At 44.4% G+C, this 15,309-nt stretch carries 10 protein-coding genes; 9 read left to right on the forward strand and 1 reads right to left on the reverse strand.

The genetic code is table 11. The annotated features are described in order from the left end of the window. The first annotated feature begins 21 nt into the window (after positions 1–21). The 8 genes from CLV51_RS21920 to CLV51_RS21955 all read left to right on the forward strand — a co-directional run bounded on the left by CLV51_RS21920 (position 22) and on the right by CLV51_RS21955 (position 13,784). The gene (locus tag CLV51_RS21920) at positions 22–3,540 is read left to right on the forward strand and encodes a hypothetical protein (protein ID WP_106530235.1); all 3,519 of its coding nucleotides are present in this window, start codon (positions 22–24) and stop codon (positions 3,538–3,540) included. 12 nt (positions 3,541–3,552) lie between these two features. Next, entirely contained in the window at positions 3,553–4,965 is a 1,413-nt protein-coding gene (locus CLV51_RS21925) for a contractile injection system tape measure protein (protein WP_106530236.1), read from the forward strand. A 12-nt stretch (positions 4,966–4,977) separates the two neighbouring features. Further along, positions 4,978–6,405 (forward strand): ATP-binding protein, encoded by a 1,428-nt coding sequence (locus CLV51_RS21930; protein ID WP_106530237.1) that lies wholly within the window; start codon positions 4,978–4,980, stop codon positions 6,403–6,405. A 16-nt stretch (positions 6,406–6,421) separates the two neighbouring features. Then, positions 6,422–8,278 (forward strand): eCIS core domain-containing protein, encoded by a 1,857-nt coding sequence (locus tag CLV51_RS21935; RefSeq protein WP_211302083.1) that lies wholly within the window; start codon positions 6,422–6,424, stop codon positions 8,276–8,278. 101 nt (positions 8,279–8,379) lie between these two features. Further along, on the forward strand, positions 8,380–8,889 hold the full coding sequence (locus CLV51_RS21940) for a hypothetical protein (protein ID WP_106530239.1): 510 nt from the start codon (positions 8,380–8,382) through the stop codon (positions 8,887–8,889). 19 nt (positions 8,890–8,908) lie between these two features. Beyond that, on the forward strand, positions 8,909–11,257 hold the full coding sequence (locus CLV51_RS21945) for an eCIS core domain-containing protein (RefSeq protein WP_106530240.1): 2,349 nt from the start codon (positions 8,909–8,911) through the stop codon (positions 11,255–11,257). Positions 11,258–11,321: 64 nt separating this feature from the next. After that, the gene (locus CLV51_RS21950) at positions 11,322–13,016 is read left to right on the forward strand and encodes an eCIS core domain-containing protein (RefSeq protein WP_106530241.1); all 1,695 of its coding nucleotides are present in this window, start codon (positions 11,322–11,324) and stop codon (positions 13,014–13,016) included. A 255-nt stretch (positions 13,017–13,271) separates the two neighbouring features. Beyond that, positions 13,272–13,784, forward strand: a complete 513-nt coding sequence (locus tag CLV51_RS21955) for a hypothetical protein (protein WP_146151351.1) — start codon at positions 13,272–13,274, stop codon at positions 13,782–13,784. Positions 13,785–13,804: 20 nt separating this feature from the next. Here the strand turns inward: CLV51_RS21955 and CLV51_RS21960 are convergent, their stop codons facing one another. Beyond that, positions 13,805–14,209, reverse strand: a complete 405-nt coding sequence (locus CLV51_RS21960; RefSeq protein WP_106530243.1) for a helix-turn-helix domain-containing protein — start codon at positions 14,207–14,209, stop codon at positions 13,805–13,807. 188 nt (positions 14,210–14,397) lie between these two features. Here CLV51_RS21960 and CLV51_RS21965 point away from each other — a divergent pair, with 188 nt between their 5' ends. Next, complete coding sequence (locus CLV51_RS21965) at positions 14,398–15,255, forward strand: DUF4349 domain-containing protein (RefSeq protein WP_106530244.1); 858 nt, start codon at positions 14,398–14,400, stop codon at positions 15,253–15,255. Positions 15,256–15,309 lie beyond the last annotated feature (54 nt).

Consider the following 15,309-nt stretch of genomic DNA (forward strand, 5'->3'; position numbering starts at 1 on the left):
TTTGATTAAAAATATTTTTCCATGCAAGCGCCAGTTTCATTAAATAAAACAAATCCATTATTGCCCGCAGAGGACTATAAGGCCATGCGCAAAGAAGGTATCAACGATATTGAACACCTCTCAAGTGATATATGGACGGAGTATAATACCTCCGATCCGGGCATAACCATACTGGAAGCTGTATCGTATGCTATCACAGACCTGGCCTACCGCACAGGATTTGATATCAAAGACCTGCTGGCACCGGCGCAACTCACAGATAATACCTGGAAACAGATCTTTTATACAGCCCGGCAGATTTTGCATAACAACCCTGTTACCATCGATGATTACCGCAAACTCATTATTGATGTAAAAGGGGTACGCAATGCCTGGATAGAACCCGGCAAAGAATACGAGGTACCATTGTGGATGAATTATAATGTGGTAGAACTGGAAGAACATCCTTGTGCCTGTGAAGAGGAAAAAGATAAAATATGTTTTGGTAAACTAAGCATCCAGGCAGCTACCAATGCAGACGTAACCAATTACAGAACTACCGCTACTGCTGCCTACAACGCTACTAAAACTACGCTGGATGCAGAAAAAACCGCGAAGCAAGCTACCTCAACACAACTACAGGGACAGATTAACATGCCCGATATTGATCCTGTAAGAAAAGCCACCCTGCAGGCCCAGAAAGATGAGTTGGATGCCCGCATAGCAGCCATCACAGCAGAGATGCTGGTGCTGGATAAGATAATCGGCTACCTCGCCAATCCTATTATTATTCCACCTAAAATTGTTGAACTGGAAGGATTGTATAATGTAATGGTAGAATATGAGGAAGATGTGCTGGCAGAAGATCATCGCGAAGAAGTAAGACAACTGGTGGTAGATCGTCTTTCGCGCCATCGTAATTTATGTGAAGATTTTTTAACGGTGGAAGCAGTGGAATACCTGGACTTCGGACTGATGGCGGCTATTGAACTGGAAGAAAATGCAGATCCGGACATGGTAGTGGCACAATTATTTTTTACTGTTTACAAATATTTTACACCATCTGTTCCCTTTAATACCGTGCAGCAAATGATGGATAAAGGGTATCTGATAGATGAAATTTTTGAAGGCCCCGCTTTAAAACATGGATTTATTGATGATGCAGAGCTGGAAAAAACAGCACTCTACCGCGATATCCGGCTCTCCGATGTCATCAACGAAGTAGCAGAGATCAGCGGCATCAAAGCCATTACCTATCTGCATATGCCGGCAGATGCAGTGAATCAGCCCGGCAACAAAAACTATTTTAATGAATGGCTTGATCTGTTACGGCAGCAACGTAAAATAGCCCGCATAGATCCTGCACAATCGCAGGTGATATGCTGCAAAGACCGGGAACTGATCACCTATAATATAGGCAGAAAAGAAGACCGGTCGCCCCTCCGCATGAAGAAATTATTTGCCGACCTGAAATCACTCGAACGTAAATATAAGCTGGAAGGCCATGAGATCGATTTCCAGGTACCGGCAGGCGAAAATATGGAGTTGGAGGATTATTTCCCCGTTACCTATTCGTTACCCATGTGTTATGGTGTTAGCGAAACCGCAGGACTACCGGGTAATGCAGACGCCAAGCGCAAAGTACAGGCACTGCAACTGAAAGGCTACCTCCTGTTTTTTGAACAGCTGCTCAAAGGGCACCTGGTACAGCTAAACCACCTGCGCGACCTCTTTACTTTTGATGATACAGTAAAGCATACTTACTTTAATAAAGCGCTCACGGAAATACAGGGACTGAGCGACCTGCTTGTCAACTTTGGTAATCATGATATAAATCATCAGGAAGATATTATAAAAGATTTTGCGGGAACATTACAAAACCTGGTAGAAACCCCCATTACCTTTCATAAACGCCGTAACACCTTCCTGAATCATATGCTGGCCCGCTTCAGTGAGGACCTGAGTGAATATGAAACCATGAGCAGATGGCTTACACCTGCGAAGGTAGAGGAAAGACTGATCCATGATAAAACACGTATCCTGAAAGATGGTGAGTATTATCATATCAGTACCAACCGTGGTAAAGGCTACAACTACGCACAGCTCAATGTTTGGGACACCACCAATGTATCCGGCGCAGAGAGAAGATTAAGCAGGTTGCTGGGATTTGAAAATGCTACCCGTCGTACCCTGGCGCCGGCGTTTATTGTGAGCGAGCCCGTGATGATAATTGATGATAAAACAAAATTGCCTGTCTGGAAGACTAAAAACGGGCAGCACGTAAACGTAATTAAAGTGCTGGACCCTGATAATAAAGATGCCATTTTGCTTACCAGTGTAGAAGTAGAAGATGGCTGCTGTACAGAACTGCTGATGAACGATATGCTGGAACATGCAGATGATCGCCGCTATTATAAATTCCATGACGAACTAAGGCAACGCAGCCGCAAAGCTGCGGGGCAATTAGGCACTTTCTGGCTGGAACTATATGATGATACAGATCCTGCAAATGCAGTGCTGCTGGCCACCAGCGAGAAGTCAGAGAACAAAACAATCCGCGATACCACTTTCAAAAGAATTCAACAGCTGATGGAGAAAATGAATACCAATGAAGGGTTACATCTCATCGAACATATCCTGCTCCGGCCAAAACTGGACCAGGAGTTTACCGACGGTGGCATTACCCCCATTGACATCAGCTTCATCCATACCTGCCTGGATAAATGTGATCTCGGTATAGGCGTTAACGATGGTACAGACGTACCCGACTACTGGAAAAAGGTAACCCGGATTCCGGCAGATAAATGCTACGATAATATGCCATGGGTACTGGAGTATTTCAGAATGCGCACCAATCCGGCTACTGGTAACAAAGAACCCCTGTCTGTACTCTTCCAGGAAACATTTCCGGATGCCAGTAAATTGCCCACCATGCTCAAATTCAGGCTCTACACCGGCATGACAAAAAGAATACTGGATTTGCAGGAATATGGTGCAGAAAGGATCAATTATGAAATTGTTTCCAATAACAGCGATGATCCGGCCGTTATTAAATACAAGTTTATCATCCATGGGAACAAGCAGGAAGTATTGGCACAAAGCGCCTATCTCTACAATAAAAGAACCGCTAAACAGATCAAGGATGGCACAGTAGTACCGGATGATATTGATGATGAAATAGCAGGACTGATGCAATATTTTAGTTATCAGATGGATTGGTATTGTGCTGCTAACCCCTGCGATAACAACGAAGATCCGTATTCATTCCGCACTACCGTGATACTGCCTTGCTGGCCCAAACGCTTCAGGGACCTTACTTTCCGCAACCTGGTAGAAAAAACCATACAAACAGAATTCCCTGCACATGTGCATACAAAAATTGTGTGGGTAGGCATTTCAGAAATGCAAAAGTTCGAAAAAATATACCAGGACTGGTTATTGGAAATGGCACAAACAGAAGTACCCGGATATGAAAAATTAAATCCTTTGATAGATGCTATCAATGGCATTCAACCTTGTGGTAGCTGTGAAGATGATTGTAGCAGACCTCAGAACAGCTAAATAACAAACGATATGACGCACATGATCAATCGGCTGGAATTTGAAGTAGGCTGTTCTGATGAAGAACAGGCACTGAATCTGCGTCATAACTTTTCATTGACGATGCAGGACCAGGTCATGGCAGTAATGGACAAGATTTGCTCCAAATATGTAACTGATGAGGAATGGCTTCGTATAGATAAACTGGAGATTGATCTCGGAGGTATGAGTCAACATGCTTTTACAAACGATTTTGAAAATATACTCAGCTATAGATTAGAAGAAGCCCTGGTAAAAAGATTGGCAGCTATTCCGGCTACCAGCCGGGCAGTATCGCAGGAGCTCTCCAAACTGGAGCTGCTGCAATTTTTTTTACTTCATGGCATCCTGCCCTGGTGGGCTGCTATGCCTGACATCAACATCAACACTATTTGTCTTGATGTTTTGCTGCAGCAACAAAGCGTGCTGCAAACCTGGTTGATGGAGCATCGCCAGGAGCAATCCGTATGGACCAGGATAACAATGCAGTTAGGGCAGGATGTCAAAGCATTGATCCTTGCAATGCCGACAGCATTAGCCACTGCGCACGCCCAATTTATTAGCTGGATCGCAGCGGTCAGTAATCAGCTGTTTGAAACAGGGAATATGGATACCGTTACTACTGCCAGCGCAGATGAATTTATTCAACAGGTGTTGTCTGCAAAAGGTTCGTACATCCATGATATCCTGCTGGGAAACGCACCGGCTATTTTCAGTAATACATCGCTGGTAAATATTTTCAGATCAAATGCGGTAAACATCTTTTCAATAATAACAAATAAAGAAAATGCACTACTGCAAATAATAGCCAGTGTTACCGGTACCGCGTTGTTACCTGCTGATATGTCTGTAATAACGGAAATGGATACACGCATACCGGATGCCGGGTCAGCAGAAATTGATGAGATAGAAAAAATTGCTGTCAAACATGCCGGCATTGTGCTGCTGGCGCCATTTCTGAAGACTTTCTTTACCGCTATCACTTTACTGGATGGGAACGAATGGAAAGATCGTGCCGCACAACACAAAGCATTACATGTATTAAAATACCTGGCTACCGGCGATCTGGAAACGCCGGAATATAACCTGGCATTGGAAAAATTGTTTTGTGGCATTGCCTTAAACGAACCGGTGCCACTGAAAGCTGATTTATCCGAAACGGACATGCAGGAAGCGGAAGCATTGCTCACAGCGGTGATAGGCCACTGGAAGTTGCTGAAAAATACTTCTGTAAACGGGCTAAGGTCCTCCTTCTTAAAACGGGATGGATTGATCACCCGTAAAGACGGCGGCTGGCTGGTGCAGGTGGAGCGGCAAACGCTGGATGTGTTGCTGGATGGTATTCCATGGGGATATTCCACCATCACATTACCCTGGAATCAATACCTCATTTTTGTTGAATGGTAAAATTTGATCGCTATGGATTTTGATAACAAGCTTGCTGAAAATGCCCCATCGCAGGAAAATCGCATTAACCTCAATGCAAAAAGTCTGGCGCTGGAAATCGGGTGGTTTGCCAGTGTGGTAAATGCGCGGTTACGTAATTGTTTTGGCAATGAAAATAACGGACTGAGTACTGATTTTGTAGTAAAAGATAATGGTACTTATATAACCCCCGAAGAAATCCCTGCACCGGATTTTTCCGATGATCATTCTGTGTATGCAGAATTCGTAAGTTATTATAAACTCAGCAGGGAAGAGCGTCTGCTGCTGATGCTCACCATCATTCCACATGTGCAGCCGCATTTGCTGGACGTATTTTTTTCGCTGAATAAATCTATCTCCCGCGGCTATACGGAGTTTGGTGGTATCAGGGGAAGCCGCCACAGTGGCTTTATTCCTACAGGAGAAACCGCCTTGTTCCTGCTCGCCGGCAACGATCTGGCGCGGCGTTTTAATGCCTATAAATTGTTTGAACCAGATCATATTTTTACAGCACATAATATCATCAGCATCGATGGTAGCCAGAACGGGGAACCTTTTTATAGTAGTACTATCAGTCTTTCTACGGAGTATGTAGACTTTTTTACTACCGGTAATCTCCGCAAACCTCCTTTCAGTATGGAGTTTCCGGCCCGTCGGCTTGTTACCCGCATGGACTGGGAAGATCTGGTAGTAGATGATTTTACCTCAATGCAGCTGGATGAGCTGCGGATATGGCTGCAACATGGACGTACGTTGTATGAAGACTGGGGCATGAGCCGTACCCTGAAACCCGGCTACAAAGCTTTGTTTCATGGTCCTCCAGGTACGGGCAAAACCCTCACGGCTGCTTTATTAGGCAAGCTGTATAATCTGGATGTGTATCGCATCGACTTATCCATGGTGGTATCCAAATACATTGGTGAAACTGAGAAAAATCTTGAAAAAGTATTTTCCCGCGCAGAAAATAAAAACTGGATACTTTTTTTCGATGAAGCAGATGCGTTGTTTGGTAAGAGAACCAGTATTTCTGATGCCCATGATAAATATGCCAACCAGGAAATCGCTTACCTGTTGCAACGGCTGGAAGACTACCCCGGCCTGGTGATCCTGGCTTCCAATATGCGTAATAACGTAGATGAAGCCTTTGTACGCCGGCTGCAATCCATTATTCATTTTCAGAAGCCACAACCAAGGGAACGGCTCCGGCTGTGGAGCGGCGCATTTAGCAAACAATGCCAGCCGCCGGTCCGTGAGTCTATTGAACGGCTTTCACAACAATACGAATTATCCGGCGGAGCTATCATGAATGTAGTGCAGTTTGCATCGCTCATGGCGCTGAACCGGAACGATAACACCATTACTATGGAAGACCTTTTACAAGGTATACGAAAAGAGTTTATGAAAGAGGGCAAGACCATGTAAAAAGTAAAACATGTCAATGAAGCATACCATCGCACCTCAAACGCAGCGCGTAATTCCGGCCTCGGATCCTGATCTGCCAAAAGCAGGTGCAACGCAAATAATGCGTATGCCGGAAGCTAATTTTATTCAGCGCAAATGTTCGCATTGTGAGGAAGAAGAAAAAGAAAAGGTGAGGCTTAAACCACTCGCACCTTTTATTCAAAAAAAAGCGGAGCATGGTAATAGTGTAGTGAGCAATACGGTGAGTGATGGTATTGCTGCAACCCGCGGTAGTGGCACTACTATGGTAGCAGACACACAATCTTTTATGGAGAATAGGTTTGGCGAAGATTTTTCTGATGTCCGTATCCATACAGGTAGTGATGCAGCGCAGCTGTCGGGAGATCTACAAGCCCAGGCTTTCACTGTTGGGAAAGACATTTATTTTAATAATGGAAAATATGCACCGGAGTCGGATAGCGGCAAACACTTACTGGCACATGAGCTGACACATACCATACAGCAAGGTGGAGAGGGTAAGATGGTGCAACGCAAAGCCACTGCTACCCGGTTTATGGAAGATCCCGTATTGGACGATATTTCAGAAGGGAAAAAAGTACTGAAAGAAAAAGATAAAGGCCCGGCAGTTATAAAAATTACGCAGGCAATTTCAGAACTGGGTTTTTATCCTACTACTGTTATCGACGAAAGTTTTGATCCGCCACTTACAACTGGTATTACAAATTACCAGGTTAGCAAGGGAATAGCAGGATCAGCTATTGCAGGGCAAATGGATAAGCCAACCTTTCTTAAACTGGATAAAGATTTTTCGAATAATTTCCAGGTAGAGAAAGATGTATTAAGCAAGCAAAAAAAAGCTGATTTGCTAAAAGGTACCGACGCTATTGATGATGAAGAAAGAAAAGAAATAAATAAAGTAATTTCTACAGAAGTGCCTGTTAATCCCATTACCGGGCTAAAGCCTGAGTTTAAGCCGAACTTAGTGGGGAAAGGAAAGTATGCGGATCGGCTACTGAGTACAGTAGAAGCTGCCATTATTTCTGAATATAATACTTATGGGAAGGGAAAATCAGCAGCACATGCAGATGCCAGCAAATTATATGCCCCGCCGCAAATAGATGTGATTGCAAAGGAATCCCAGAAAGCAGTTGACAACATATTTCATGAATATGAAAAAGGTGCCCCTGCAGCCTTAAAGGTAGGTTCAACTGTGTTTGATGCATGGACGTTTAAAGAGCAGGAACTAACTGCCGGGGGCAAAGCGAAAGAAGACCGATCCGCGATCTGGCGCATTAATAAAATACTCACTGGTGATGATGATGTGAAAACGCTGAATAGGGAGCATGGTGCCATAGAATCAAGGGCGGATGAATTGCTCATTGTAAATAAAGTGAGAAAGGACATGTTTGCTAAATACAGAACGGAATTGATAGAAACACATAAGGGGTGGCCAGGATTTGAAGATAATAACAAAGTATACGTACAGATGTTTAAATCAGATAAACAAAAGCGGAACCGGCATAATATGTGGGACTATTACCAGACATTTATCCACGAGTATATTCACTCACTGGAAGATCCTGTTCATATTGCTTATCGTAGTGCCAAGGATGACGAGAAAGGTGGATTTGTACTGAGAGAAGGCGTAACAGATTATTTTACAAAAATTGTATGGAACAGTATTACCATTACGGATGCATTAAGAAAAACCATTGAAGGGCCGTATTATGATCCGGTTAATAAGTTCAGTATACAGGCACTTAATACCTATGGTGAATCAGAAAATGCAGAAAGACTGGCTGGGGTAGTGGGAATCCGTAATCTGGCAGCCGCATTTTTTGCAGGTAAAGTAGAATTAATTGGTAAAAAATAGCAACTATAGTGAAAATACCTGTTGTCATTTTTTTCTTTATGTGTAATTGTTTTCAGCCTGTTGTATGGCATAAAAATTCTCAATTAAAATCAACCCCGGTTATGAACGACTGTCAACAAACCATCAATAGCTTCATCAACCGGGAAATTGGTGATTGGGAAGGTTTGCCTGCTGATTGTGAGGAACAGGCCCTGAAGGAACTGTATCCTTTAAGTGAGGTGGCAGGCGTGTATACAGTGGGCAAAGCACAGAGACAATACACTTTTAGAACAATGACAATGAAAGGTTTTGAGTCACCGGTATTTTTTTATTTCGCCGGTACTAAGTTGAGCATGATCACGACTGAATACTGGTCGTTCAATGCGGAGGAATGCCGTCATATTTATATAAAATCAGGAATGCCATTTTCACGATTGGATTTTTACTGGGGAAATGAAATCCTGGCGGATGCAGAATGGGTATACCCTGAAAAAGGGATTACGTTATGCGTTATACCGGAAACAGGCTTGCTCGTAAAAGTAATAGTTTATCCTGCCTGTAGCCTGGAAGTGTATAAATCAACTTACTATCATACAACATCCGGCAGAGAGTTTCCGGCGAAGAAAATATAAGAATACAAAATCTATTGCTATGTCAGAACATAATATCATAGCACCTGCAACGCAGGCAATATCTCCGGCAGCACAACCCGTTACGGTGACCGCCACTGAAATACAGCCGCCAGCCTTTTATATGGAAGGGCTGCAGCGGTTGCCTATTCAATATAAATTATCTGTTGGCGCAGTAGATGACCCCATGGAGGCGGAAGCTGATTCCATGGCTGATCAGGTAATGCGCATGCCGGAAACAAGTTTTATCCAGCGCAAATGTGCGCATTGCGAGGAAGAAGAAAAAGTGCACCTGAAGCCATTAACAACTTTCATTCAAAGAAAAAGCGATAGTAGTAACCAGACAGTAAGTAATTCGGTTAGCGATAGTATTGCCGCTACCCGCGGAGGTGGCAATGCTATGCCAGCTACTACACAGTCTTTCATGGAAAACCGGTTTGGAACTGCTTTTTCAGATGTGCGCATCCATACCGGCGATTATGCTGTACAGCTGTCGAGAGATCTGCAGGCACAGGCTTTTACAGTAGGCAACGATATTTATTTTAACAGTGGAAAATTTTCTCCTGAGTCAGATAGCGGCAAACATTTATTGGCGCATGAGCTTACGCATACCATGCAGCAAAGTGGCCGTTCGCAGCCTAAGCTGAAGAGAGAAAATTATACCTCTCTTCGTACTGCCGGTCCCGTTATACAACGTACACCTGCGGACCAGGATTTTGGCACCCCGCAACATACTGGTCCTGAAAATGCGCGTATGGTGACGTTACCGCATGTTTTCAATGGCCCGGCTGAAGTAATTCCCCATGTAACCCGTACATTGATAGCTTGCCCTTGCAGGAGGGTACCCGATCCGAGAACGGGTCTCTTCTGGGATCCTGATCTCAATAACTTTGCGCTCGCATTCAGCTACTGTACTGGCCAAACGCGGGCAGATATATATGCACAACTGCAATCCAACCTTACTTCTATCCTGACGAGCGGCGCTAACCCTGTTGGAACGCTTCGTGCGGGTGTGGATATCACCACTGGCGGTACTACTGGTCCCGGTGCACAGATAACTGCAGAAGGTGTTGGTACCAACGAAGGTGCCGGTACGGCCGGCCGGCCGGGTGCTATTCCGGAAGGCACACCCGGAGCGGGTGGCCGCGTAAGGGTACAGGTCCAGGGCAGAGATGGACAACAGTGGAGTTTCTTTGTAGAGGGAGAATATATCAGGCGGTTGGGTAGTCTCCCGACAGGAGTCGATCCTAACCAGGGCAGCGGCGGATTAGGCTTCAGGTACAGAGACTTCACTATAACCGTTACCGGTAGTGGTGGTGCCGGCGAAACACGGGGTATGGCTACATTCGGTGGCACTTTTGGTAGTGTTACACCGCCGGTTTGTTATAATTGTGTGTGCCCGCAACCGCATCCACATTACGAATGTATTGATTTTGAACTGGACCGGAACGAGCCGGTAACAGAGAATGTAACGACTCATCCGGCAGATGATTTCAGGGTATATTACAGATATGTGCAAACAGATCCTTCAGAAGATCCGCAACTAAGAACAGAGTCTGACCGCAATCTGTCGGAAGTAGCCAGCCAGGTAGCCGGAGGTGGTGTGGTGGAATTAATCAGGGGGTATGCTTCACCGGAAGGAGATGAAAGCAGGTTAAACCAGGACTTATCAGAAAGAAGAGCTAACAAAACGCTGGACCTCATCAGAGGTCGTGTAGGCGCTAACGTTACCCTGCCTATACCATATGGTGGTGGCGAGTTGCTGGGAGCAAGACCTACACCGGCTCCAAGCAGCAGGCTTGGTGATATCATTACACCAATGGGCTTCAGATCAGCAGAAGATTTGACCGTTTTATTAACCGGTGCTGAAATACCGAATGATGAATTATCCGATCAGTTTATTTCTTTATTTAATCGGGTGACTGTGCCGGACGACAGGCTGGCTTTGTTTGGCCTTACTGCAGATAATCCTATTGCACCACAGGTGTTGGTAGCGGTAGATGCATTCCTGGCCAGCCGTGGCCGTGGCCGCCGCCCATGGGAACATATCTTCCGGTTATTGCGTGTTGGTATTATCCGTGTAAGAAGAACGGTTGTAACGCCAACAACAACAATAGTAACACACAGGGGCAACACTACACAGGCTGATGATACTACCTGCGCAGCACGCGGAAGACAGGCAGAAATAACCCAAAGCTTCGGGCCGATAGCACCATCTTCTACGTCTGCTTCCGATGCCAGAGAGGAATGCCGTACAGATGCTCCTGATACAAGAACGGCGGATGGTTGCAATTATAATTTGCAGCACGCATCGCAAGGCCGGTTGGATCCACCAAGGGTAGGATCAACGCCTTTCGGCACCCTGCCATAAAGTGTACTAAAAAGAGCACTATAATATAACATCAATAAAAAATAGAAATATAAAATCTATTGCTATGTCGGAACATAATACCATAGCACCCGCAACACCCGCAATATCTTCCGCAGCAGAGCCAGTTGTATTAAATACAACGAACACGCAGCCGCCAGCCCTTTATACAAACGGATTGCAGCGGTTGCCTATTCAGTATCAGCTATCTGTTGGCGCAGTAGATGACCCCATGGAACAGGAGGCCGATGCGGTGGCGGATAAAATAATGCGCATGCCGGAAAACAATTTTATTCAACGCAAATGTGCGCATTGTGAGGAGGAAGAAAAAGATAAAGTGCGGCTCAAACCACTGGCAGCGTTTATTCAGAGGAAATCCGGTGACAGCAACAAGGCAGTAAGCAATACAGTCAGTGAAGGTATTGCCGCCACACGCGGTAACGGCAGTGCGCTGCCGGCAAGAACACAATCATTCATGGAAAACAGATTTGGTACTGACTTTTCCAATGTAAATATTCATACAGACACTCCGGCGGTACGGCTGTCGGCAGAATTGGGGGCAAAGGCTTTTACGATTGGAAATGACATTTATTTTAATGAGGGTAAATTTTCTCCGGAGTCTGATAGTGGCAAACACTTGCTGGCACATGAACTGACACATGTTATACAACAGCAGGGTGGGGCAGGCAATGGTATGGTGCAGCGCGCAGAAGTGGACGATCGCTCCTGTGCCGGATTAACTGATATTGAAACAGATATTAACACACTCGTAAATGCGGAAATTGCAGCTGCCCGTACAGCTGCAGGTCCTGCACCTCTTTCCCCCGCAGCAATTGTTGGATTATTGAGAGATGTGGAGACCCGCCTTGGTGATGGCGCAGTTTCGCCAATAGAACATTTTATAGAAGCCTTGCCCGCTACAAAGAGAAATCTTCCAAATAGTAGCCTGACAGGAAATAAATACGAAGGTGCAGGGTCTGCAAATAATTTTTACCGGCTACAAACACTGGGACTGGCCCATGTTGTTGGCTCCTCAGCAAAAATGCATGGCCTTTGCATAGGTGCAGATAAACTGGGACATTTCTTTGAAGAAGGTTTCCTCTACTTCCGGGTAGCCCATCGTTCAGGAGGCTCCGTAGCGGATGCGCAAAGTACAGGTCGTGCGGCCGAAATAGGTATACAGGGATTATCATCCACTGGTGTTTATTCTAATGCCGATCAGGCTGCAAACCTGGCAGGCATGCAGTTTTACAATGACCTGCTGGCAAATCCATCCGGACTTACCTTTAGTCTTGCCAGCTATATTACGCCTCAATGGAATGAGCAAACAAATCCAAGTTTTTATGAATCGGGTGTAGGAACAGTCGTCTGGAATAATTTGCTGAGAGGTAACTGGCAGGGACCATTTACCTCCGCAGGAGGAACCGGTACGCCTATTGATGCAAAAGTAACGCTGGCTATATCTTCATCAGGCGCAGTAACAGGGACCTATAGATGGCCGGCTGCAGCACCAACAAATACAGGTGTAATTACAGCTGGCGTTATCACACAAAATACCACTACCGTAACCGGTAATCTACCGGGAACCGCACCCGTAACAGCATCTCCTGTGAGCAGCATTACCATTGATTTTGACTGGAGAGAAGGAACCGCATCCGGTAAGGGAAGGTGGAACTCTGTAAATGAGCAAACATTGGATGGTACATGGGGTATAGGTGCTTCCAACACCAATGGCGGTACCTGGCACATGGTAAAAATATAAGCGTTTTTGTGAGGGGCTGTTTTTTGATGGCAAGCGCTCAAAATTAAATGATATATACCTGTCATATGCAATCTTATGCCATTCAATTAAATGTCATTACTATCTGTTATTAATAACATGAGATGACCCGTAATCCGCCTGTTTTGCAGATAAAAACAGGCGGCTGCGATCTTTTTAGTCAGGAGAAGTCGTAACTTAACTAAAGAGAAAATAGGGTAGGCGTCAACGTTATTTCATGATATGAAAACAGGTACTATGAAATCTAACAGCTTAAGAATTGTAATGCTTAGTGTATGGCTGGCATTTATCAGTTTAACGGTAGGAGCGCAACAAACACCTGTCATCAATAATACCTATCAGCAACTAACCAGATTCATAGATACTGTATTAATGCCCCTGAAAAGTACCAGTACCAGTCTCGCTTTTTCCATTAAGGCAGAAATTAATTCAGCCGGCAATATTACTAAGCTGGATTGTTCTACAAATGTGGCCGGAGATCTAAAGCCACGGCTGTTCCGGCTGCGGGAGCTGGATATTAAATGGAATAAACTTACCGGTAAAAGTGGAAAATATTACGTGATTATCCCTGTTTATTTTATAGTAGAACATTCGTCAGGAAAAGTGCAGCTCAACTCCAGAACAGAGTTTACAAACGGGTTTTATTTTGATGATGGTGATTTATTCGACAATAAATTTCTGAGTAACTATTTTTTTCTGAAACCCATTTATGTGCAGCGTTATTTTGGCGAAAATATCGGTAAAATGTAAGCGCATTATCTCCCCAAAAACTATTTGTATACTGTTTCCTTCGGCGTAATCTTTATAAGATTTTGTCTGTATTGACTAGGTGTAACGCCTTCAAATCGTTTGAAAAATTTGGTAAAATTTGAATTGTCGAAAGTGAGGCGCGCTGCAATATCTGTAATCGTCATCAGTGGATTTCCGAGCATCTTCTTAGCCTCATCCATGAGTCTTTTTTCAAAAAAATAACAGGGCGCATTACCGGTATGCAGCTTGATAGTATTGCTCAGGTGCACCGGATGTATGAACATCAAACCGGCAATGTCCTTGATGTGGTACATATGATCTACACTACCATCCACAATCTGATCAATGTGTTTATTAACTGCTGCAATAAAAGTTTCAGTGATCTCAGCTTTCCGGGATTGATATTTTTGCGGAAGTATGGCCATGGTTTACAAGATAAGTAACAAAGCTACAAAATAATAAATGAAACATCCGGCGCCACTGCATCAGGATAGATATACTTATGAAAGCACTGAAGGTCAGGACGGATAACGAATTTGATAACTGTTGATTTTAACATTTTGGAAAGGTTACCTTTTGGCGCCTGCCAGTATAAAATGGAAATTATCCTGCTATGCGCCATTCATTCTTTTATTTGCTTACACCCTTAGCATTGCTTTGTGCCTGTAGTCAGTCAACCCATAAATCAATGGAAGATTATGTGAAGACCGCTGACTCCACCACTTTTTCAAATGATATCAGCAGTCTTACATCTGCATCCCGCAAACGAATTAAATCGGCTGATGTACGATGTCGTGTTACCAATGTTTTTGCCGCTACATCGCGCCTGGAGCAGATTGTAAATGAAATGGGCGGAGTAGTTGCAGAGAGTTCTCTCAAAAACGAATTTGTGCAACAACACGAATTACTTTATACATCGGACTCCGTTAAAAGAGTACAATTGTATACGCCTACTGCTAACCTTACCTTAAAAGTACCAGTAATGTACCTGGATACAGTAGTACGTTCGCTCACTGCTATGGCAGGTTTCATTGATTACCGGATTATCAGGGATCAGGACCTTACCCTGAAGTATTTATCCAATGCTTTGAAGAATGAAAACGAGAAAAAAGCAGCAGAAAAAATTGTTCCCGAAAAGAAAGGTAAGCCTCTGGATGTAGCCGTTTACCAGCACCAGCAAGAGGATCAGGTAGTAGATAGAAAAATGGTCAACCTGGAAATACTTGATGATGTGGCCTATTCTACTTTTACGGTACAACTATTTCAACCGGAAGTAGTAGATGTACAAGTAGTAGTGAACCCTGCACAGGCTACCAGAGCGGGTTTTGGAACAGAAATAATAATGGCGATGCGTAGTGGTGCTGAATTGCTCCGTAATATACTGTTGTTCTTTATCCAGATATGGCCTTTCGTACTGGCATTAGCGTTAGGTTGGTTGGGTTATAAAAAACTGTTAGCCCGTAAGGGATAAGCACTATCATTAATCACCTTCCCGACCCCTCCTGGCGAGTTGCCGGGAAGGTGA

The sequence above is a fragment of the Chitinophaga niastensis genome, assembly GCF_003014755.1.
Taxonomy (GTDB): domain Bacteria; phylum Bacteroidota; class Bacteroidia; order Chitinophagales; family Chitinophagaceae; genus Chitinophaga; species Chitinophaga niastensis.

Coding starts and splice junctions, on each gene's coding strand:
- CLV51_RS21925 (WP_106530236.1), top strand. CDS start 3,553: ATGACGCACATGATCAATCGGCTGGAATTTGAAGTAGGCTGTTCTGAT.
- CLV51_RS21960 (WP_106530243.1), bottom strand. CDS start 14,209: ATGGCCATACTTCCGCAAAAATATCAATCCCGGAAAGCTGAGATCACT.
- CLV51_RS21965 (WP_106530244.1), top strand. CDS start 14,398: ATGCGCCATTCATTCTTTTATTTGCTTACACCCTTAGCATTGCTTTGT.
- CLV51_RS21955 (WP_146151351.1), top strand. CDS start 13,272: ATGAAATCTAACAGCTTAAGAATTGTAATGCTTAGTGTATGGCTGGCA.
- CLV51_RS21930 (WP_106530237.1), top strand. CDS start 4,978: ATGGATTTTGATAACAAGCTTGCTGAAAATGCCCCATCGCAGGAAAAT.
- CLV51_RS21920 (WP_106530235.1), top strand. CDS start 22: ATGCAAGCGCCAGTTTCATTAAATAAAACAAATCCATTATTGCCCGCA.
- CLV51_RS21935 (WP_211302083.1), top strand. CDS start 6,422: ATGAAGCATACCATCGCACCTCAAACGCAGCGCGTAATTCCGGCCTCG.
- CLV51_RS21945 (WP_106530240.1), top strand. CDS start 8,909: ATGTCAGAACATAATATCATAGCACCTGCAACGCAGGCAATATCTCCG.
- CLV51_RS21940 (WP_106530239.1), top strand. CDS start 8,380: ATGAACGACTGTCAACAAACCATCAATAGCTTCATCAACCGGGAAATT.
- CLV51_RS21950 (WP_106530241.1), top strand. CDS start 11,322: ATGTCGGAACATAATACCATAGCACCCGCAACACCCGCAATATCTTCC.